17 protein-coding genes and 1 pseudogene are annotated in these 19,193 nt (G+C 64.7%); 9 read left to right on the top strand and 9 right to left on the bottom strand.

Annotation, left to right across the window (positions count from 1 at the left end):
• Positions 1 to 182: 182 nt before the first annotated feature.
• Both ubiG and MTR72_RS29150 read right to left on the bottom strand, forming a co-directional pair.
• Positions 183 to 956 (bottom strand): bifunctional 2-polyprenyl-6-hydroxyphenol methylase/3-demethylubiquinol 3-O-methyltransferase UbiG, encoded by a 774-nt coding sequence (gene ubiG / locus MTR72_RS29155; protein WP_280967837.1) that lies wholly within the window; start codon positions 954 to 956, stop codon positions 183 to 185.
• A gap of 14 nt (positions 957 to 970) precedes the next feature.
• A complete protein-coding gene (locus MTR72_RS29150) occupies positions 971 to 1,438 on the bottom strand; it encodes a PH domain-containing protein (protein ID WP_280967836.1) in 468 nt (155 codons plus the stop codon).
• 146 nt (positions 1,439 to 1,584) lie between these two features.
• Here MTR72_RS29150 and MTR72_RS29145 point away from each other — a divergent pair, with 146 nt between their 5' ends.
• The 3 genes from MTR72_RS29145 to prfA all read left to right on the top strand — a co-directional run bounded on the left by MTR72_RS29145 (position 1,585) and on the right by prfA (position 6,520).
• The gene (locus MTR72_RS29145; RefSeq protein WP_280967835.1) at positions 1,585 to 2,841 is read left to right on the top strand and encodes an aspartate kinase; all 1,257 of its coding nucleotides are present in this window, start codon (positions 1,585 to 1,587) and stop codon (positions 2,839 to 2,841) included.
• A 268-nt stretch (positions 2,842 to 3,109) separates the two neighbouring features.
• Complete coding sequence (gene ptsP, locus MTR72_RS29140) at positions 3,110 to 5,377, top strand: phosphoenolpyruvate--protein phosphotransferase (RefSeq protein ID WP_280967834.1); 2,268 nt, start codon at positions 3,110 to 3,112, stop codon at positions 5,375 to 5,377.
• A gap of 57 nt (positions 5,378 to 5,434) precedes the next feature.
• Positions 5,435 to 6,520 (top strand): peptide chain release factor 1, encoded by a 1,086-nt coding sequence (gene prfA, locus MTR72_RS29135; protein WP_280967833.1) that lies wholly within the window; start codon positions 5,435 to 5,437, stop codon positions 6,518 to 6,520.
• 8 nt (positions 6,521 to 6,528) lie between these two features.
• On the opposite strand, the gene MTR72_RS29130 is transcribed toward prfA, so the two are convergent.
• Together MTR72_RS29130 and MTR72_RS29125 are read right to left on the bottom strand one after the other, a co-directional pair.
• Positions 6,529 to 6,999, bottom strand: a complete 471-nt coding sequence (locus MTR72_RS29130) for a MarR family winged helix-turn-helix transcriptional regulator (protein ID WP_280967832.1) — start codon at positions 6,997 to 6,999, stop codon at positions 6,529 to 6,531.
• Positions 7,000 to 7,069: 70 nt separating this feature from the next.
• A pseudogene (locus MTR72_RS29125) lies at positions 7,070 to 7,165 on the bottom strand (HIT family protein); the annotation flags it as partial.
• Positions 7,166 to 7,242: 77 nt separating this feature from the next.
• On the opposite strand from MTR72_RS29125, the gene prmC reads away from it, so the two are divergent.
• Both prmC and MTR72_RS29115 read left to right on the top strand, forming a co-directional pair.
• Positions 7,243 to 8,151 (top strand): peptide chain release factor N(5)-glutamine methyltransferase, encoded by a 909-nt coding sequence (gene prmC / locus MTR72_RS29120; RefSeq protein ID WP_280971174.1) that lies wholly within the window; start codon positions 7,243 to 7,245, stop codon positions 8,149 to 8,151.
• A 463-nt stretch (positions 8,152 to 8,614) separates the two neighbouring features.
• Positions 8,615 to 9,349: a DUF4167 domain-containing protein gene (locus MTR72_RS29115; RefSeq protein ID WP_280967831.1), complete on the top strand. Its 735-nt coding sequence runs from the start codon at positions 8,615 to 8,617 to the stop codon at positions 9,347 to 9,349.
• Between the two features lie 132 nt (positions 9,350 to 9,481).
• Here the strand turns inward: MTR72_RS29115 and MTR72_RS29110 are convergent, their stop codons facing one another.
• A complete protein-coding gene (locus MTR72_RS29110) occupies positions 9,482 to 10,228 on the bottom strand; it encodes a methyltransferase domain-containing protein (protein WP_280967830.1) in 747 nt (248 codons plus the stop codon).
• Between the two features lie 108 nt (positions 10,229 to 10,336).
• On the opposite strand from MTR72_RS29110, the gene gloB reads away from it, so the two are divergent.
• Both gloB and MTR72_RS29100 read left to right on the top strand, forming a co-directional pair.
• Positions 10,337 to 11,104, top strand: a complete 768-nt coding sequence (gene gloB, locus MTR72_RS29105; RefSeq protein ID WP_280967829.1) for a hydroxyacylglutathione hydrolase — start codon at positions 10,337 to 10,339, stop codon at positions 11,102 to 11,104.
• Positions 11,105 to 11,113: 9 nt separating this feature from the next.
• Positions 11,114 to 11,536: a cupin domain-containing protein gene (locus MTR72_RS29100; RefSeq protein WP_280967828.1), complete on the top strand. Its 423-nt coding sequence runs from the start codon at positions 11,114 to 11,116 to the stop codon at positions 11,534 to 11,536.
• 62 nt (positions 11,537 to 11,598) lie between these two features.
• On the opposite strand, the gene yddG is transcribed toward MTR72_RS29100, so the two are convergent.
• The 3 genes from yddG to MTR72_RS29085 all read right to left on the bottom strand — a co-directional run bounded on the left by yddG (position 11,599) and on the right by MTR72_RS29085 (position 14,716).
• The gene (yddG, locus tag MTR72_RS29095) at positions 11,599 to 12,468 is read right to left on the bottom strand and encodes an aromatic amino acid exporter YddG (protein WP_280967827.1); all 870 of its coding nucleotides are present in this window, start codon (positions 12,466 to 12,468) and stop codon (positions 11,599 to 11,601) included.
• 86 nt (positions 12,469 to 12,554) lie between these two features.
• The gene (gene phbB, locus MTR72_RS29090; protein WP_280967826.1) at positions 12,555 to 13,280 is read right to left on the bottom strand and encodes an acetoacetyl-CoA reductase; all 726 of its coding nucleotides are present in this window, start codon (positions 13,278 to 13,280) and stop codon (positions 12,555 to 12,557) included.
• 257 nt (positions 13,281 to 13,537) lie between these two features.
• Positions 13,538 to 14,716: an acetyl-CoA C-acetyltransferase gene (locus MTR72_RS29085; RefSeq protein ID WP_280967825.1), complete on the bottom strand. Its 1,179-nt coding sequence runs from the start codon at positions 14,714 to 14,716 to the stop codon at positions 13,538 to 13,540.
• A 316-nt stretch (positions 14,717 to 15,032) separates the two neighbouring features.
• Here MTR72_RS29085 and phaR point away from each other — a divergent pair, with 316 nt between their 5' ends.
• Both phaR and MTR72_RS29075 read left to right on the top strand, forming a co-directional pair.
• Positions 15,033 to 15,626, top strand: coding sequence for a polyhydroxyalkanoate synthesis repressor PhaR (phaR, locus tag MTR72_RS29080; protein ID WP_280967824.1), 594 nt, complete (start codon positions 15,033 to 15,035; stop codon positions 15,624 to 15,626).
• Between the two features lie 352 nt (positions 15,627 to 15,978).
• The gene (locus tag MTR72_RS29075; RefSeq protein ID WP_341511628.1) at positions 15,979 to 18,846 is read left to right on the top strand and encodes a PAS-domain containing protein; all 2,868 of its coding nucleotides are present in this window, start codon (positions 15,979 to 15,981) and stop codon (positions 18,844 to 18,846) included.
• Between the two features lie 32 nt (positions 18,847 to 18,878).
• Here the strand turns inward: MTR72_RS29075 and MTR72_RS29070 are convergent, their stop codons facing one another.
• Positions 18,879 to 19,178 (bottom strand): hypothetical protein, encoded by a 300-nt coding sequence (locus MTR72_RS29070; protein ID WP_280967822.1) that lies wholly within the window; start codon positions 19,176 to 19,178, stop codon positions 18,879 to 18,881.
• Between the last annotated feature and the right edge of the window lie 15 nt (positions 19,179 to 19,193).

Raw genomic sequence — 19,193 nt, 5'->3', positions numbered from 1 at the left:
CAAGCGAAGCGCCAGATCCAGGACCCATTACCCGAGGGGGTCGTTTGGCGAAGACTCGTGGTTACCGGTCTCGCGCCACAGCCTCTCCCTGGGGTAATGGGTTCTGGCTTTCGCCAGCACGACAGCTTTTGTTGTTGCTGCAGTGGGCATCTTGCAGGCAGCTCAGGGGATAGGGAGAGCGATCACACCATCCCTTCCGCCACCACCATGTAATTCACGTCCATGTCGGAGGAGAGGGTCCATTTATCGGCGAACGGGCTGTAGACGACGCCGGTCTGCTCGGTGATGACGAGGCGGTTGTCGAGCAGGTGTTTTGCGAGCTCGTCGGGGGTGACGAACTTGTTCCACTCATGGGTGCCGCGCGGCAGCCAGCGCAGGACGTATTCGGCGCCGACGATGGCGAGCGCGAAACTCTTCCAGTTGCGGTTCAACGTCGAAACCACCATCAGTCCGTTCGGCTTCAGCATCGCGGCGCAGCGATTGAGGAACATGCCGACGTCGGTGACATGCTCGACCACCTCCATCGCCAGCACGATGTCGAAGCGCTCGCGCGGGTCGATCTCCTCGACCGTGGTGCAGCGATAGTCGATGGCAAGATGCCCCTTGTTGGCATGCAGCCTTGCGGCTGCGATGTTGCTTGACGAAGGGTCGATGCCGATGACCTGCGCGCCGAGCCGTGACAAGGGCTCGCAGAGCAGGCCGGCGCCGCAGCCGATGTCGAGCAGGCGCAGGCCCGCGAGGCAGTTGAGGCTGCGCACGTTGCGCTCGAACTTGCGGCAGGCGGCGTCACGAATGTAGCCGAGCCGCAGCGGATTGATCCGGTGCAGCGGCGCCATCTTGCCCTTGGGGTCCCACCACTCCGCCGAGAGTTTCGAGAATTTCGCGATCTCTGCGGCGTCGACGGTCGAGCCTGGCTGGCCAGATGCGGTTGCGGAAGGATTTTGCTGCATGCTCATGAATACGCGCGGTCCTACCGCGTGGTGATCGAACTACGAAAGGCGAGCGGTGAGTCGACCGTCTTGATCGTCTCGATCCCCTCGCCGACGCCGCGAATCGTCACGTCGCCATAGTTGAGAATACGTCCAAGAATAGACTGGTTGACGTCGACGCTCTCGACCTTGTCCAATGCCATCTCGAAGGTGCGGCGCTTGATGAACCCGGTCTTGTGCACGACCCGCAAATTAGTCACGTCGGTCTCGGTCGTGAAGCGATGGAACCAGCCTTTCACCGTCCAGTACAAGGCGGCCAGCGCCACAAGGGCGGCGGCGACGAGACACAGCAGCACGAGGCCCTCGACAACGGTCTGCCGGGACAACACGAACAAGGCCAAAGCGACGATCCAGGCCACGATGGCCGGAAAGTAGAAGATCCAGTGCGCATTGGTCGAATACAGCACCTTCTCGCCGGGCTGCAGGATCTCGTCGATGTACCGCGCCATGATCTCGGTTAACCCATACCCCCGCCGCCCCCGCAGGAACCCGCTTGCCCCCGGCCCCGCCCCTCTGTATACGCGCGTCGGGTGTCCGCGGCATCGTCTCGCGCGGGTCACCATACTTATCCTTATGAGGGAATGCACGCGTCGTCATGAGCCGCCTCGTGATGAAATTCGGCGGCACGTCCGTCGCCAACATCGAACGTATCCGCAACGTCGCACGCCACGTGAAGCGTGAGGTCGACGCCGGCCACGAGGTGGCCGTGGTCGTCTCCGCGATGTCCGGCAAAACCAACGAGCTCGTGGCCTGGTGCACCGAGGCCTCGCCTCTACACGATGCGCGCGAATACGACGCCGTGGTCGCCTCGGGCGAGCAGGTCACCTCGGGCCTGCTGGCCATCGTGCTCCAGGGCATGGGCATCCAGGCCCGCTCCTGGCAGGGCTGGCAGATCCCGATCAAGACCAGCGACGCCCATGCGTCGGCCCGGATCGAGGGCATCGACGGCGGCGAGATCATCACCCGCTTCAAGGAGCGGAAGGAAGTCGCGGTCATCGCCGGTTTCCAGGGCATCAACCCCGACACGGGCCGCATCACCACGCTCGGCCGCGGCGGCTCGGACACCTCGGCGGTCGCGATCGCCGCCGCCATCAAGGCGGACCGCTGCGACATCTACACGGATGTCGACGGCGTCTACACCACCGACCCGCGGATCGTGCCGAAGGCGCGCCCGCTCGACAAGATCGCATTCGAAGACATGCTGGAACTGGCTTCTCAGGGCGCCAAGGTGCTCCAGGTTCGTTCGGTGGAACTCGGCATGGTCCAAAACATGCCGATCTTCGTCCGCTCGAGCTTCGACAAGCCCGAGGATATCGACCCGCATGCCAACCAGCCGCCCGGCACGCTGATCTGCAGCGAGGAGGAGATCATGGAAAGCCACGTCGTCACCGGCATCGCCTTTTCCAAGGACGAGGCCCAGATCTCGGTGCGCCAGATCGAGGACAAGCCCGGCGTGGCCGCTTCGATCTTCGGCCCGCTGGCGGATGCCAACATCAACGTCGACATGATCGTGCAGAACGTCTCCGAAGACGGCAAGACCACCGATCTCACCTTCACGGTGCCGGCGGCCGACTATGCCCGCGCCAAGGACACGATCACCGCGGCCAAGGACAAGATCGGCTACGCCCGGCTCGACAGCGCTACCGACGTCGCCAAGATATCGGTGATCGGCAGCGGCATGCGCAGCCATGCCGGCGTCGCCGCTCAGGCGTTCTCGGCCCTCGCCGGGCGGAATATCAACATCCGCGCCATCACAACCTCCGAGATCAAATTCTCGGTTTTGATCGACGCCGCCTATACCGAGCTCGCGGTGCGCACCCTGCACACGCTCTACGGCCTCGATCAGGCCTAGACGAATTTTCTCTTAGCGGTCGCAGCAAACGCGAAGGTGTACACACCTTCGCGTTTGGCAGGCGTTTTGCTTGGCAAAACAAGCCCCAATTCGCTATACGGCGAACAGGGTGGGCTGCCACAAACTGTGCCCCAGTTGAGGCGGTGCCGATTCGGCTCAAGCGACGCTGGGGCCGGCACCGGATGAGCAAGTTTGTTGTTTTTCTGGATTTTTCGGGCGAGCCGCCAGGGGCCTCCGGGCCCTGGTAGATGAAGGAGATTGACGGCACATGCGGAGCGCATCGGGAGGTCCCCGCGTCTTATTGAGACGGCTCCGCGAAACCATGGCGGAGCAGGTCTCGGCCCAAGAGCGGCTGGACAAGATCGTGGTGCTGATCGCCGCCAACATGGTGGCCGAGGTGTGCTCGGTCTATGTGCTGCGCATCGACAACACGCTCGAGCTCTACGCCACCGAAGGTCTCAACCGCGAGGCGGTGCACCACACCGTGCTGAGCGCCCATGAGGGCCTGGTCGGCCTCGTCGCCAGCGAAGCGACGCCGCTCAACCTGAGCGATGCGCAGAGCCACCCCGCCTTCTCGTTCCGCCCCGAGACCGGCGAAGAAATCTATCACTCCTTCCTCGGCGTGCCGATCCTGCGCGCCGGCAACACGCTCGGCGTGCTGGTGGTGCAGAACCGCGCCAAGCGCAACTATGTCGAGGAGGAGCTGGAGGCACTCCAGACCACCGCCATGGTGCTGGCGGAGCTGATCGCCTCCGGCGAGCTGTCCGCACTGGCCCAGCCCGGCCTCGAGCCGGCGGCGCGCCATTCCACCCAGAAGGTCGGCGCCATCCTGTCGGACGGCATCGCGCTCGGTCATGTCGTGCTGCACGAGCCGCGTGTCGTCATCAAGGACTACATCGCCGAGGATCTGCCGAAGGAGATCAAGCGGCTCGACAGCGCGCTCGCCAAGCTGCGCTCCGACCTCGATCGCATGCTGGAGCGCGGCGACGTCGCCGACGGCGGCGAGCACCGCGACGTGCTCGAAGCCTACCGCATGTTCGCCAACGACCAGGGTTGGTCGCACAAGCTGCACGAAGCGGTCGCCACGGGTCTCACCGCCGAGGCTGCGGTCGAGCGCGTGCAGTCCGACACCCGCGCGCGCATGCTGCGCTCGACCGATCCCTATTTGCGCGACCGCCTGCACGATCTGGAGGATCTCGGCTATCGCCTGATGCGGCAGCTCGTCGGCCAGGACCACGCGCCCTCGCGCGAGCACTTGCCCGACAATGCCATCGTCATCGCGCGCGCGATGGGCCCGGCGGCGCTGCTCGACTACGACCGCAAGCGCTTGCGCGGCATCGTGCTGGAGGAAGGCACCGCCAATTCCCACGTCTCGATCGTGGCGCGCGCGCTCGGCATTCCCGCAGTCGGTGAAGTGCCGAACGCGCCCGGCATCGCCGATCCCGGCGACGCCATCATCGTCGACGGCACCTCCGGCTCGATCTATGTGCGCCCCTCGCAGGAGATCGAGGCCGCCTATGCTGAGCGCGTGCGCTTCCGCGCCCGCCGGCAGGCGCAGTATCTGGCGCTGCGCGACAGGCCCTGCGTGACCAAGGACGGCCAGAAGGTCGAGCTGTTGATCAATGCGGGTCTCGCCATCGACCTGCCCCATATCGACGACACCGGCAGCGGCGGCATCGGACTGTTCCGCACCGAGCTGCAATTCATGGTGGGGCAGAGCCTGCCGCGCACCAGCGACCAGCTCGCGCTGTACCGCGCCGTGCTCGATGCCGCAGGCAGCAAGCCCGTCACCTTCCGCACGCTGGATATCGGCGGCGACAAGGCGCTGCCCTATATGGAGACCGTGATCGAGGAAAATCCCGCGCTGGGCTGGCGTGCGATCCGGCTCGGGCTGGACCGCCCCGGGCTGCTGCGCGGCCAGATCCGCGCGCTCTTGCGCGCCGGCGGCGGCCGCGCGCTGCGGATCATGTTCCCAATGATCTCCGAGGTCGCCGAATTCGACGCCGCCAAGGCACTAGTCGAGCGCGAGCTGACTTACTTGCGCCAGCACGGCCACACGCTGCCGGAGCGTATCGACATCGGCACCATGGTCGAGGTGCCGGCGCTGCTCTATCAGCTCGACGAGCTCCTGAAGAAGGTCGACTTCATCTCGGTCGGCTCCAACGACCTGTTCCAGTTCCTGTTCGCGGTCGACCGCGGCAACGCCAAGGTCTCGGAACGCTTCGACACCATGTCGGCGCCGATCCTGCGCGTGCTGCGCGAGATCGCGCGCAAGTCGAACGCGGCGCAGAAATCGCTCTCGCTCTGCGGCGAGATGGCCTCCAAGCCGATCGGTGCTCTGGCACTGATCGCGATGGGCTATCGCTCGCTGTCGCTCTCGGCCACGGCGCTCGGTCCGGTCAAGGCGATGATCATCGATCTCGATGCGAAGAAGGCCGAGGCGATGCTCGGCCCCTTGCTGGACGCGCCTACGGGCAGCGTCTCGATCCGGCAGAAGCTGACGGAGTTCGCCGAAGCCGAGGGGCTGGCGTTGTAGCGGGCCGGTTCGCTTCGCTTCCGCCTTGCCCTCCGTCCGCTCTTTGAGACTGAACCGATGTCGTTACTCCCCGAAGCCAAACTGGACGTCCTGCTCGCGCACCACGCCTCGCTCGAAGCCGAATCGCTCGGCCAACTCGCTTCCGAGCGCTATGTGCAAATCACGCGCGAGCTCGCCGAGATCAGCCCGCTGATCGAGGCGGTGAAGGCCTATCGTTCTGCCGTGAAAGAGCTCGCCGACACCGAGGCGCTGATCGCCGATCCCGCAACCGACGCCGAGATGCGCGGCATGGCGGAAGCCGAGCGCGACGAGCTCAATCGCAGAATCGAGGAGCTCGTCCAAGAAATCCGTGTCGCGCTGCTGCCCAAGGACGCCATGGATGATCGCAACGTGGTGCTGGAAATTCGCGCCGGCACCGGCGGCGACGAGGCTTCGCTGTTCGCCGGCGACCTGTTCCGGATGTACGAACGCTTTGCCAGTTTGCAGGGCTGGAAGGTCGAGGTGATCTCGGCCAGCGAAGGCACCGTCGGCGGCTACAAGGAAATCATCGCCGAGGTGCAGGGCCGCGGCGCGTTCTCGAAGCTGAAATTCGAATCCGGCGTGCATCGGGTGCAGCGCGTGCCCGACACCGAGACGCAGGGGCGCATCCACACTTCCGCCGCCACCGTCGCGGTGCTGCCGGAGGTCGAGGACGTCGACGTCGACATCAAGAACGATGACCTGCGGATCGAGACCATGCGCGCGCAAGGCGCGGGCGGGCAGCACGTCAACAAGACCGAATCGGCGATCCGCATCACCCACATCCCGACCGGGATCGTGGTGATGATGCAGGACAGCCGCTCGCAGCACAAGAACCGCGCCTCTGCGATGAACATCCTGCGCTCGCGCATCTACGATGCCGAGCGCCAGCGGCTCGAGGCCGCGCGCTCGGCCGACCGCAAGGAGAAGGTCGGCTCCGGTGACCGCAGTGAGCGCATCCGCACCTATAATTTCCCGCAAGGACGCGTCACCGACCACCGCATCAACCTGACGCTCTACAAGCTACCGCAGGTGATCGCGGGCGAGGCGCTCGGCGAGTTGATCGATGCACTGACCACCGAGCACCAGGCCGCCCAGCTCGCAGCGCAAGGTGCCGCGGCCTGAGCCCGGCTTCAGCGCGCTTTGGCCCGGAACGATCGCAGGATCCTGCTCAAGGCTGGCGTTGCGGCACGCAGCTCGTCCAGATGAATCCGCGAGAGCGAGCGCAGCTTCTGCTCGCCCCTGGCCGTCAGCTTGACCAGCACGCGCCTTGCATCCTGCGGATCGGCCTCCCGTACGATCAGCTTCAACTTGGTCATGCGATCCATCAGCTCCACGGCCGTGTGGTGCCGGATCAGGAGGAAGCGCGCGAGGTCGCCGACGCTTGCGGCCTCGTGGCCAGCAAATCCCTTGATCGCCAACAGCGCCTGGTGCTGCTGCGGTGTCAGGCCGGCGCGCTTGGCCGCGGCTTCACTGAATGCCAGGAAGGTTCGGAGCTGGTAGCGAAACTGCGCAAGCGCCGCATAGTCGGACTCCCGCATCGCGCCGCCCTTTGAGGGCCACACAGACACCGGGCGTTCCTTCTTCCGCTTCGATTGAGCCATCCCTGCCTTCTGCCTCAACTCGCGCGACGCGACGACGTCCCTTTCGGCGGCTGCTTCATTCGTCAGCAGGGAAGGCGAAGGTGCGCTCGTCCCAGAAGACCTCGAAGCCGGGAAACTCGCCGCGGAGGATTTTCGCGAAGACATTCTGAGCGTCATATGCCGTCATGGGTCTTGCCGTCGCCGCCGGCGCGATCAAACGCGATCATGTCCGTTGACGCAAGCGCAGCCGCCGATCTATCCACGATGCCAGGCAGGATAGCTTCATTGGCGACAGATTCCGAATTCGGCAGCAGTATCGAGAACGCGCGGCGGATCCTGGCGGCACGGCTGCAGTCGGCCGGCATCGAGAACGCAGGCCTCGACGCGCGCCTGCTCGTGGGCGCCGCACTGAACCTCGATCTGACCGGCATGATCTCGCAGGCAGCGCGACAGCTCACGCCCGAGGAAGCCGTACGGCTCGAGCAATATGCGCAGCGCCGGCTCGCACATGAGCCTGTCGCACGCATTCTCGGCACGCGGGAATTCTGGGGCCTGCCGTTTCGATTGTCCGAGGCGACGCTGGTGCCGCGGCCGGACACAGAGACCGTCGTCGAGCTGGCGCTGGAGATTTTTCGCGAGCTCCCGGCATCGGGACGACGCCCGCGGATCGCCGATATTGGCGTCGGGTCAGGCGCCATCCTGCTCTCATTGCTGCACGAGATTCCCGAAGCCTTCGGCGTCGGCACCGATGTCAGCCTGACGGCGCTCGGCACGGCGCGCGAGAATGCGGCGGCTCTCGGGCTTTCCGACCGCACCGGATTCGTCGCGTGCTACTATGCGGCGGCCCTTTCGGGTCCGTTCGACCTGATCGTGTCGAACCCGCCCTACATTGCTTCGGCGGACATCGCGAATTTGAGCGCGGAGGTCCGCGACCACGACCCGCACCTTGCGCTCGACGGCGGCCATGACGGCTTCGACGCCTATCGCGCCTTGATCCCGCAAGCGGCGGAACGTCTCGCGCCCGGCGGGGCACTGATCGTCGAGGCGGGACAGGGTCAGGCTCAGGGCATTGAAACCTTGATGGCAGCAGCCGCGTTATCGATGGACAGGCCAGCAAGGGCCGATCTGGCGGGTGTTCCAAGGGCGGTTTCGGCCCGAAAAATGACCCCATAAAAGCCCGATTGGACTGTAAAAACCTCTTGGAATATCCCGTGGGAACGACTACGTTCCGTTCAACACATCGGTACCGGCCCCGTAGACTTACGGGCGAAAGCCGGGCTCTCAGGGCGAGAGCTTTACTGATTAACGGTTCCAAGCCGCAGGTCCTGTTAAGCGCGATGGCCCGTGGAGCTGCGCAGCTTTCCGACCGCAACGTGAACGAAAGCCTGATATTGCGCTTGAAGATTTACGCAAGAAAGCTGGGCTTGTTTCGGCAGGCGAAATGAGTGGGTTCGCTGGCGATGGATGCTGGCGGTGGGGAACGCGTCTTTGTTGAGCGCGACGGTCGACGAACATTGGCAGGGCTTAGGCCGCTCTTGCGCGCGGTGCGCACGAGAAATGTGAGCCGTTGCCGTTAGGTCGCTCTCAGCAGTCAGTAAATGCGTGTAACTTTTAGGGCTGGAATTAAAGGCAGGACATGAGAAACGGTCAGAACAAGCAGCGGATGCGCAACCGCAATAACAATAACAATAACCGGCGCGGCCAGAACCCGATGACCCGGGTCTACGAATCCAACGGACCCGACATCAAGATCCGCGGCACGGCTTCGCATATCGCCGAAAAATACCTTCAACTCGCGCGCGATGCGCGTTCCTCCGGCGACCCCGTCGCGGCCGAGAATTACTACCAGCACGCCGAGCACTATTTCCGGATGATCGCGGCGGCCCAGGAGCAGTTCCGCCAGAACCAGCAGCAGCCGCGCGGCGAGGGGATCGTCAGCGAGGACAGCGAGGACGACGGCGAGAGTTTCTCGAATTTCGGCCAGGAGCCGGGCTTCGTTCCGCAGCCGCAGCAGCAGCCCTATCAGCAGCGTGACCGCGACGGCCAGCGCGACAACCAGCAACCCTATCAGCGCGACCAGCAGCAGCCGCGCGAGCACCGCGAACGCGAGCATCGTCCGCAGCCGCAATATCAGCAGCCGCAACCGCAGAACCAGCCGCAGCCGGTGATATCGGATGCCGGCAGCGTCGACCGGCTGCCGTCCTTCATCACCGGCGCACAGCCGCAGGTGAACGGCGGCCAGGGCAGCGGCTTCGAGGGTGGCGGCGAGCGCTATCCGCGCCGGCGCCGCCGGCCGCATGGCCCGCGCCCGGAGCGCGAGCGCGAGACTGCTCCGGCCGGATCGAGCGACGATCTCGCCCCCGGCGAGTAAGCGGCAATCTCCCTCGGATGAATCGAACGACGATGTCCCGGCCTCGCCGGGACATCGTGTTTTTGAAGCACGATCAGTTTGCCTGAATCGGTGCGAACCGCGGCGCCGATCGCCTCTCGCGCAGGGAGACTTTTAGCTGCGCGTCGCCGTCGTCGAGGACGGCACCAGCACTGGCTTCGTCAGGGCGGGAATCAGCCGCGCCCGCTCGCGCTTCGCAGGGATCGCGCGATAGACCTGCTTGGTAGCTTCGACGATGTGGACGCCGGCAAAGGGCAGCGACAGCGCCGCACCGACGCGCTCCCACATATGCGCCGATTTCAGCACCCACCCGCCGGCATAGGGCGGCATGAACAACGCCTCGCCCCAGGCGGTCGGCGTGAACCAGGTCTGGCGTAACAGGTCGGTGATCTGCGAACGCGAATAGGGCCGGCCGTGGCCGAACGGCGTGTTGTCGGTGCGGGTCCACACCCCACGCCGGTTCGGGATGACCGCAATCACGCGGCCGGACGGCGACAGCACCCGCCACACCTCGCGGAGCAGCGCGGCCGGGTCGTCCGACATCTCCAGCGCATGGACGAGGAGGATGCGGTCGACCGCGGCGTCCGGCAACGGCAGCGAGAATTCGTCGACCAGCGAGGCCAGCGCCGGCCGCCCGGTGGGCCATTTCAGCACGCCCTGGGCCGCCGGCATGAAGGCGATGCAACGCTCCGCATCCTCACGGAACAATCCGAGATAAGGCGTCGGGTAGCCGATGCCGAGCACCCGCTGCCCCTCGGTATTGGGCCAGCGCTCCTTGATGCCGCGATTGATCAATTGCCGCGCCACGATCCCGAGGCGGCGGGAGTAGAACTCGCGCAGATCAACGACGTCGATGCTCATGACGGCAATGTAACACGTGGGCGGCAACCTGAGCGCGCCGAATATTGCATTGCCTGCGCAACGTTAACGCCATATCTGTCAGGCGGGGCTGAGCGCGATGGAGATGTCATGGCCGCCGAGATTCGTACTTTTGGCTGTTTAAACGACAATTTCGGCTATCTGATCCACGATGTGGAAACCAAGGCGACGGCGTCGATCGACGCGCCGGAGGCCGGTCCCATCCTGAAGGCGCTGGAGCGCGAGGGCTGGCAACTCACCGACATCCTGATCACCCATCACCATGGCGATCATGTCGGCGGGGTCGCCGAACTCAAGCAGAAATACAACTGCCGCGTCGTCGCGCCGCACGACAAGACGACGGCAATCGCCGATGTCGACCTGCGCGTCGTCAATGCCGACATCGTCAAGATCGGCAACTTGCTGGCGCGCGTGCTGGAGACGCCCGGCCACACGCTCGACCATATCTCCTACGTGTTCGATACGGAGAAGACGGTGTTCGCCGCCGACACGCTGTTCTCGATCGGCTGCGGCCGCGTGTTCGAAGGCACTTATCCGATGATGTGGGATTCGCTGCTCAAGCTGCGCGCCCTGCCCGACGACTTCAAGCTCTATTGCGGCCACGAATACACCGCCTCCAACGTCAAGTTCGCCCTCACCATCGAGCCCGACAATCCGGCGCTCCAGGCGCGCGCGGCCGAGGTTGCAAAGCTCCGCGCCGAGAACAAGCCCACGATTCCCTCACTGCTTGGTGATGAGAAGCGAGCAAACGTGTTCCTGCGGGCTGATGAACCGTCGGTCGCAGCCAAGCTACACATGAAGGGCGCGGATGCCGCCGCGGTGTTCGGCGAATTGCGCGAGCGCAAGAACAAGTCCTGACGGGGATCGATGCCGACCGCAGCCGAGATCATCGCGCGCCTTGAGCTCAGACCTCATCCCGAAGGTGGGCACTATCGCGAGACGTTCCGCGATCAGGGCACGGATGCCAACGGGCGGTCGCGTTCGACCTCGATCTATTTCCTGCTCGCGCGCGGCGAGCGCTCGCACTGGCATCGTATCGATGCCGTCGAGATCTGGCACTATTATGCCGGCAGTCCGCTGATGCTGCGTATCGCGCATGAAGGCTGCACCCGGCACGACGTGCGGCTCGGCACCGACCTGGTCGGCGGCGAGCGGCCGCAGGCGATCGTGCCGGCGCAGGCCTGGCAGATGGCGGAGACCACCGGCGAATGGACCTTGGTCGGCTGCACCGTCGCCCCGGCATTCGAGTTCGCCAAGTTCGAGCTCGCGCCAGCGGGCTGGGAGCCGTAGCCCTAAATTGTCATTCCGGGGCGATGCGACGGGACCGCGCAAGGCGCGGCCCGGAATGACATTCACCGCTTCCGCAACACCATGTCCTTCGCCGCAATCAGGCCGCCGCCGGCGATCAGGATCGCGGCAACGGCGATGTTCGCGCTGGCCTTAGCAAAGCCGGCGGCAATGAGGAAGCCGGTCGACAAGAGCGGCGTCGCGTAGGAGGCGGCCCCCAGCACGCGAATGTCGCCGCGCTTCATGCCGATGTCCCAGGCATAGAACGCCGCGCCCACCGGGCCGACGCCGAGCGCGAAGACGGAGAGCCATTGCAGCATCGTCTCCGGCCAGACCGTGGCCTCGAGCGCAAGGTGCATCAGCGCAGCGAGCGCCGCAGTGGCGAGACAGAAGCCGGCCACAGCATCGGTCGGCACCGCCTTCAACCGGCGCGACATCACTGAATAGCTCGCCCAGACGAAGGCCGCGATGAAGGCCGCGATCAGCCCAGGCAACTGGCCCTGCGCGAAACCGCTCGTGTTGCCGGCGAACAGCAGCACGGTGCCGACGAGGCCGAGCACCGCGCCAATGACATGATGCACGGCAAGACGTTCGCCCGGCAGGAAGGACGAAAACAGCACGATCAGCAGCGGCCAGAGATAGTTGAGCAGGCCGGCTTCGGCCGGCGGCGCGAAGCGGAGCGCGAGAAAATAAAGCGCGTGATAGCCGAACAACCCGCCGATGCCGACCACCCACACGGCCGGCGGCTGGCGCAGGCTCAGCGCCGCGTCGCTGCGTCCGATCCAGGTGAGCAGACCGACGAGACCACCGATCGCAAAGGTCATCGCCGCGAGCTGGAACGCCGGCATCGTCCCGGTCGCAACCGTCATCACCGCCAGCAGCGACCACATCAGGATCGCGGTCAATCCTATCAGCGTAGCGGTACGGGATGTCATCGATCAAAGGGCTCTGAGGACGCGGATGCCCGGCACGAGGCCGGGCACGGCGCCTTCATTACCCTCTTGTTGCGCCCAGCGCTATATCAGGCGTGATACTGGCCGCCGTTGATTGTCAGCGTCGAGCCGGTGATGAAGCCGGCCTCTTCGGCGGCGAGGAACACCACGGCGCGCGCGATCTCCTCGGGCTCGCCGAGGCGGTTGACAGGGATCTGCGGGATGACGTTCTTCTCCAGCACGTCCTTCGGCACGGCCTGCACCATCTCGGTGTTGATGTAGCCCGGCGCGATGACGTTGACGGTGATGCCGCCCTTGGCATTCTCCAGCGCCAGCGCCTTGGTGAAGCCGATGTCGCCGGCCTTGGCCGCGGAATAGTTGACCTGGCCGAACTGCCCCTTCTGACCGTTGATCGACGAGATCGAGATGATGCGGCCGAACTTGCGGGCACGCATGCCTTCGATGACCTGGCGCGTCATGTTGAACAGCGAACCAAGATTGGTATTAATCACGGCGTTCCACTGCTCGAGCGTCATCTTGTGGAAGGCTGTGTCGCGGGTGATACCGGCATTGTTGACGAGCACGTCGACGGGACCGAGATCGGCTTCGACCTGCTTGACGCCCGCCGCGCACGCGTCGAACGACGCGACATCCCATTTGTAGACGGAGATACCGGTCTCGGCCTTGAACTTCTCGGCGGCCGCATCATTACCGGCATAGCTCGCCGCGACGTTGTAGCCGGCCGCTTTAAGGGCCTTGCTGATCGCCGCTCCGATACCGCGCGTTCCGCCCGTCACCAGTGCAACACGTGCCATGTCGATTTCCTTCCCTTGGACTTGTCTCGGATGTCTTCTTGGACGCTTCTGAGTGATCGTTTTTAACTGCGGATTATGCGGTAGGTTTGACGGACATCAAGAACAAAACGCCCGGCGTCGAGCCGGGCGTTTGTCTTTAATCGAGGCGCGCGTCGTTGCGAAGAATATTTGGTTTGCAACCGCCGCCTTTTTAGTCGCGTGCAACGCACGCGCCTACGTTTGCAGCGCACGCGCGTCAGTTACGCGTAAGGTCCTCGTTAGTCGCGCGCGAGGCACATCGCGATGCCCATGCCACCGCCGATGCAGAGCGTCGCAAGACCCTTCTTCGAATCGCGCTTCTGCATCTCGTGCAACAGCGTCACCAGCACGCGCGCGCCGGAGGCGCCGATCGGATGGCCGATCGCAATCGCGCCGCCGTTGACGTTGACCTTGGAGGTATCCCAGCCGAGATCCTTGTTGACGGCGCAGGCCTGCGCCGCGAAGGCCTCGTTGGCCTCGATCAGGTCGAGGTCGCCGACGCTCCAGCCGGCCTTCTTCAGCGCGGCGCGCGAGGCCGGGATCGGGCCCGAGCCCATGATCTTCGGATCGACGCCGGCCTGCGCCCAGGACACGATGCGCGCGAGCGGCTTCTTGCCTTCCTTGGCAGCCTGCTTCGCCGTCATCAGCACCACCGCGGCGGCGCCGTCATTGATGCCGGAGGCCGAGCCCGCGGTGACCGTGCCGTCCTTCTCGAAGGCCGGCTTGAGCTTTGCCATCGCGTCGAGCGTCGCGCCGTGACGCGGATATTCGTCGGCGCTGACGACGACGTCGCCCTTGCGGGTCTTGATGGTGACGGGGACGATCTCGTCGTTGAACTTGCCGGCCTTCTGTGCGGCCTCGGCCTTCTGCTGCGAGGCGACCGCGAACTCGTCCTGCTGGGCGCGGGTGATCTGCCACTGGCGCGCGACATTCTCTGCGGTATTGCCCATGTGGTAGCCGTTGAACGCATCCCACAGGCCGTCCTTGATCATGGTGTCGACGAATTCGACCGCACCCATCTTGACGCCGCCGCGCAGGTACTGGGCGTGCGGGGCCATGCTCATGGATTCCTGGCCGCCGGCGACCACGACTTCGGAGTCGCCGTTGACGAGCGCCTGGTAACCGAGCGCGACCGAGCGCAGGCCCGAGCCGCAAAGCTGGTTGACGCCCCAGGCCGGGCTCTCCACCGGAATGCCGGCGGAGATCGCTGCCTGGCGGGCCGGGTTCTGGCCCTGAGCGGCGGTCAGGATCTGACCCATGATGACTTCGGAGACGCGGCCGGGCTCGATGCCGCCGCGCTCCAGCGCGGCCTTGATGGCGATGGCGCCGAGATCGTGGGCGGGAAGGGTCGCGAACGCTCCGTTGAAGCTTCCGACCGGGGTGCGGGCGGCGCTGACGATGACAACATCGTCTGACATGGGCATCTCCTGGGGCTTGAGGTTCTTTGAAATGGGGGCAGGCGGGCGATAGGAAAAGGCTCGCCAGTCTCAATCGGCATCCTGTTAACGTCGTTGCGGCATGTCAATCGGACCGGAAGCAGATTCATACTGCAGCGCACTCAAAACAGCGTTCTTGGCGATTTCGCAAGCAGCTTTTTGCTTCGCAATTAACCGTGGCGCACAAAACGGTAGCGTGAGCCCTTTGAAAATGCTTATTTTGTTGCGTTGCGTACTCTTCCCGCCCTGCGGCATAGCCCGTCGGGTTCCCGTTCTCAGCGTTTGCAAGTGAGAGCCCATGGCGAAATCAGACCAACCCACCACCATCAAGAAATACGCGAACCGCCGGCTCTATAACACCGGAACGAGTACCTATGTGACGCTGGAAGATCTCGCCGCGATGGTGAAGGATGGCGAGGATTTCCTGGTCTATGACGCCAAGACCGGCGACGACATCACCCGCTCCGTGCTCGCCCAGATCATCTTCGAGCAGGAGAACAAGGCCGGCCAGAACCTGCTGCCGACTACCTTCCTGCGCCAGCTCATCCGTTTTTATGGCGACAGCATGCAGATGGTGGTGCCGAAATATCTCGAGCAGTCGATCGCGACGCTGACCCAGGAGCAGGAGAAGTTCCGCAAGCAACTCGCCAACACGCTCTCCGGCACTCCCTTTGCTCCGTTGGAAGAACAGGTTCGCCGCAACATGGAGCTGTTTCAGCAGACCTTTTCGATGTTCAAGCCGTTCGCACCGTCGGCGCGCCCTGCGGCAAATCCGGAGCCGGAGCCCGATGCGAACGCCGAGCCGCCGAAGGACAACAACATCGACGACCTGCGCCAGCAGATGAAGGAAATGCAGGAACGCCTCGAGCGGATGTCGAAGAAGGACGAGTAGGTCTTTCCCTCATCTTTGCGGCCCACGGGCATGGACCCCGTACTCTAGCCCGACAGCACCACAATGTCGTCCTGGCGAAAGCCAGCACGACGCTGGGGGACGTTGTGCCTCCATCCCCTCATCTTGCGCCGCGAGGCTCATACCTCAGGGTGACTGTGATGGACTGGTGCGCGTGGCATTGCAGGTACGGCTTCGCATTCGCGCGCCCAATGGCTGCGGCCGCCAATTCTCAGCGTCCCCAGTCACCCTCCGTAAACTACTGCGCTTAAGGGAATTTTCCCGGGTGTTCGCTACCCTGGCGTGCCAGTTACGTCGCGTTAAGTGCATTGCCCGCCGAGAAGCCGCCGATCCCATGACGTCGACCCGCAACAACGAGCTCGGTGTCCGCCGCGCGCAGGGCGCAGAGGCGCTGCTCGCACTGAGCCAGCTTGCCCTCGACCGCATGGAGCAAGGCGTCTGCGTCTACGATGCCGACAACCGGATCGTGCTGCTCAACTGCCGCTATCGCGAACTGTTCGACCTGTCGCCGGACGTCGTCCGGCAAGGGACGAGCTACCGCGAGGTGCTCGCGCACAGCGCGACGCGCGGCAATTTTCCGGAGGGCGAGCTCGATACGCTGTACGCCTCGCGCATCGCGCAGATCGCGGCCGGTAAGCCGTTCCGCGTCGAGCAGCGGCTTGCCGGCGGCCTCGTCATGGCGCTCGATCTGAAGCCACTTCCCGGCGGCGGCTGGATGACGATCTGCGACGATGTCACCCGACACGCGAGGCTCGAGGCGGAACTGCAAATTCAGACCGAGCGCAGCCAGCATGCGCTCGCCAACATGTCGCACGGCCTCATCATGTACGATGCCGACAGCCGCGTCGTCGTCTGCAACGAGCGATTCCTTCGCCTCTACAACCTCGACGCCGACGTCGTGAAGCCGGGCGTCGCGCACGGCACGGTGATCGAACACTGGATCTCGCGCGGCAATCTGCCGGACATGTCCGCAAACGACTTCCACGACGCTCGGCTTGACGACATCCGCAGCAGGAACGCAAAATCGCTGCTCGTGATGCGCTATGACGGACGCATGGTGCAGGCGGTGTCCCGCTTCCTGCCCGACGGCGGCTGGGTGACGGTGCATGAGGACGTCACCGAGCGGCTGCGGTATGAGGAAGCACTGCGACAGCAGAATTTGATCCTCGATGCGGCGCTGGAGAACATGGCGCACGGGCTCGCCTTCTATGACAGCGACATGCGCCTGCGCGTCTGCAACACCACCTACCGGAAGATCTACATGCTGTCGCCGGAGGAGACCAAGCCCGGCACACATCTCGCCGAACTAATCGAGCGATCGATCGCGAACGGCGCGTTCTCCTCCGAATACAGCCCGCAGCAGGTCCTCGAGGCCGCTCGCGTTCGGATCGCGAGCGGCGACTCCGCGCCAATGCGCCGACGCATGTCGAACAACACCGTCATCTCGGTGCGCTATTGCGCGCTGCCCGAGGGCGGATTCGTCGCCACCTACGAGGACATCACCGAGCGCGAGCGCGCGGTGGAGGAGCTGAGCGAACAGTATCGCCGGTTCGACGCGGCGCTGAACAACATGAGCCAGGGCCTGTGCATGCTCGACGCGAGCCTGCGCGTCATCGTCTGCAACCGCCGCTACATCGAGATGTACAGCCTGTCGCCCGACATCGTGAAGCCCGGCGTCTCGATGCGCGAGATCATGGAGCATAGCTGCTCGCTCGGCAACCATCCGAACACCACGGGCGTGCAGCTCTATGCCGATTACGTCGAGCGGCTGCGCGAGGGCGAGCACACGCTGCACCGCCACCTAAGCGACGGCCGCATCATCAAGCTCAATCACAAGCGCATGGCGCACGGCGGCTGGGTCGTCACCTATGAGGACGTCACCGAGCGCCACAAGGCGCAGGCCCGCGTCGCGCACATGGCGCGGCACGATTCGCTCACCGACCTGCCTAACCGAACGCTGTTCCGCGAGAAGATGAGCGAGGGACTGAACCAGGTCGCGGTCGCCGGCGGCGCCATGGCCGTACTGTGCTTCGACCTCGACAACTTCAAGACGGTCAACGACCGGCTCGGGCACGCCGCCGGCGACCGGCTCTTGCGCTGGGTGGCAGCGCGGCTGAAGGAGAATGTCGGCGAGCACGACACGGTCGCGCGCCTCGGCGGCGACGAGTTCGCGGTGCTGCAACGCGCACCCCAGCCGCAAGCCGCCGAGCAGCTTGCGCGTCGCCTGGTCGAGATCATCGGCTCTCCGCCCCCGCTGGACAGCCAGTCGATCCACATCGGCGTGTCGATCGGCATCGCGATCGCACCCGACCACGGGCTCGACGCGGACGAGCTGATGAAATGCGCCGACCTCGCGCTGTACCAGGCCAAGGCGAGGGGACGCGGCGCCTATCAGCTCTTCGAACCCGAGATGGAGGAGGAGGCGCGCAGCCGGCACCTGCTGGAGCACGACTTACGTGGCGCGCTGGAGGAACGCCAGTTCCATCTGGTGTTCCAGCCGCAAGTTCGTCTCGACACGTCCGAGCTCACCGGCTTCGAGGCGCTCTTACGCTGGAATCATCCGACGCGCGGCCTGGTCTCGCCGGCCGAGTTCATTCCCATCGCGGAAGACAATGGCCTGATCGTCCCGATCGGTGAATGGGCGCTGCGCACGGCCTGCGCCACTGCCGCGTCCTGGCCGGACGTCACCGTCGCAGTCAACCTCTCGCCGGTGCAATTCCGCTCGCGCGGGCTGGTGGCGATGGTCACGAACGCGCTCGCGGAGGCCGGACTGCCGCCGCAGCGGCTCGAGCTCGAAGTCACCGAGACGGCGCTGCTCGACGACAGCGAGGCGACGATCAAGATCCTGCACCAGCTCCGCACGCTCGGAGTGCGCGTCAGCCTCGACGATTTCGGCGTCGGCTACTCATCGCTGAGTTACCTGCGCAAGTTTCCGTTCGATCGCATCAAGATCGACCGCTCCTTCGTCGGCACGCTCGGCGAAAGCCCGGAGAGCGTCGCGATCGTGCGCACCATCGCCAGCTTAGGGGCCGTGCTCGGCGTCGAGACCACGGCGGAAGGCGTCGAGACGGTCGAGCAGCTCGACTTCGTACGTGAATGCGGCTGCACCGCGGTGCAGGGCTATTACTTCGGCAAGCCGTGTTCCGCCATGGAGGTCCGCGGCGTGATCGAGAGGCTGAGCACGATCCGCCGCGTGGCGTGACGCCCCGCTTCACCTCGCCGCTCTTTCTATCGTCACGCCCGAGACGACCTCAGGCGATTGAGCGTGGCACGATCTGCCGATGCGAGCGCATTGCTCCACTCCCGCTCGGAGAGGTCTCCGACCAGGCCGGAAAGACTGATGGCAAGCGCACGAAGCCGCGCATTCTCCTCAAGAAGCAAGAAAACGTCGTTCGACGGGGATTCATCGTCCGAAAAGCTAGCGCCTTCGCAAAGCTGCCTTGACAGGAGTTCGAAAGACTCATCAGGCACGATGTCTTCGGCAGAGGAAATAGGCTTCTGTCTGTCATGACGGAGCAAATCTTCATCACTCATGGCAAATTCCCCAAC

The sequence above is a fragment of the Bradyrhizobium sp. ISRA442 genome, from assembly GCF_038085055.1.
In the GTDB taxonomy this organism is placed as follows: Bacteria; Pseudomonadota; Alphaproteobacteria; order Rhizobiales; family Xanthobacteraceae; genus Bradyrhizobium.
Note: the sequence above shows the minus strand (reverse complement) of the source record. Positions and strands in the feature narration are given on the sequence as shown.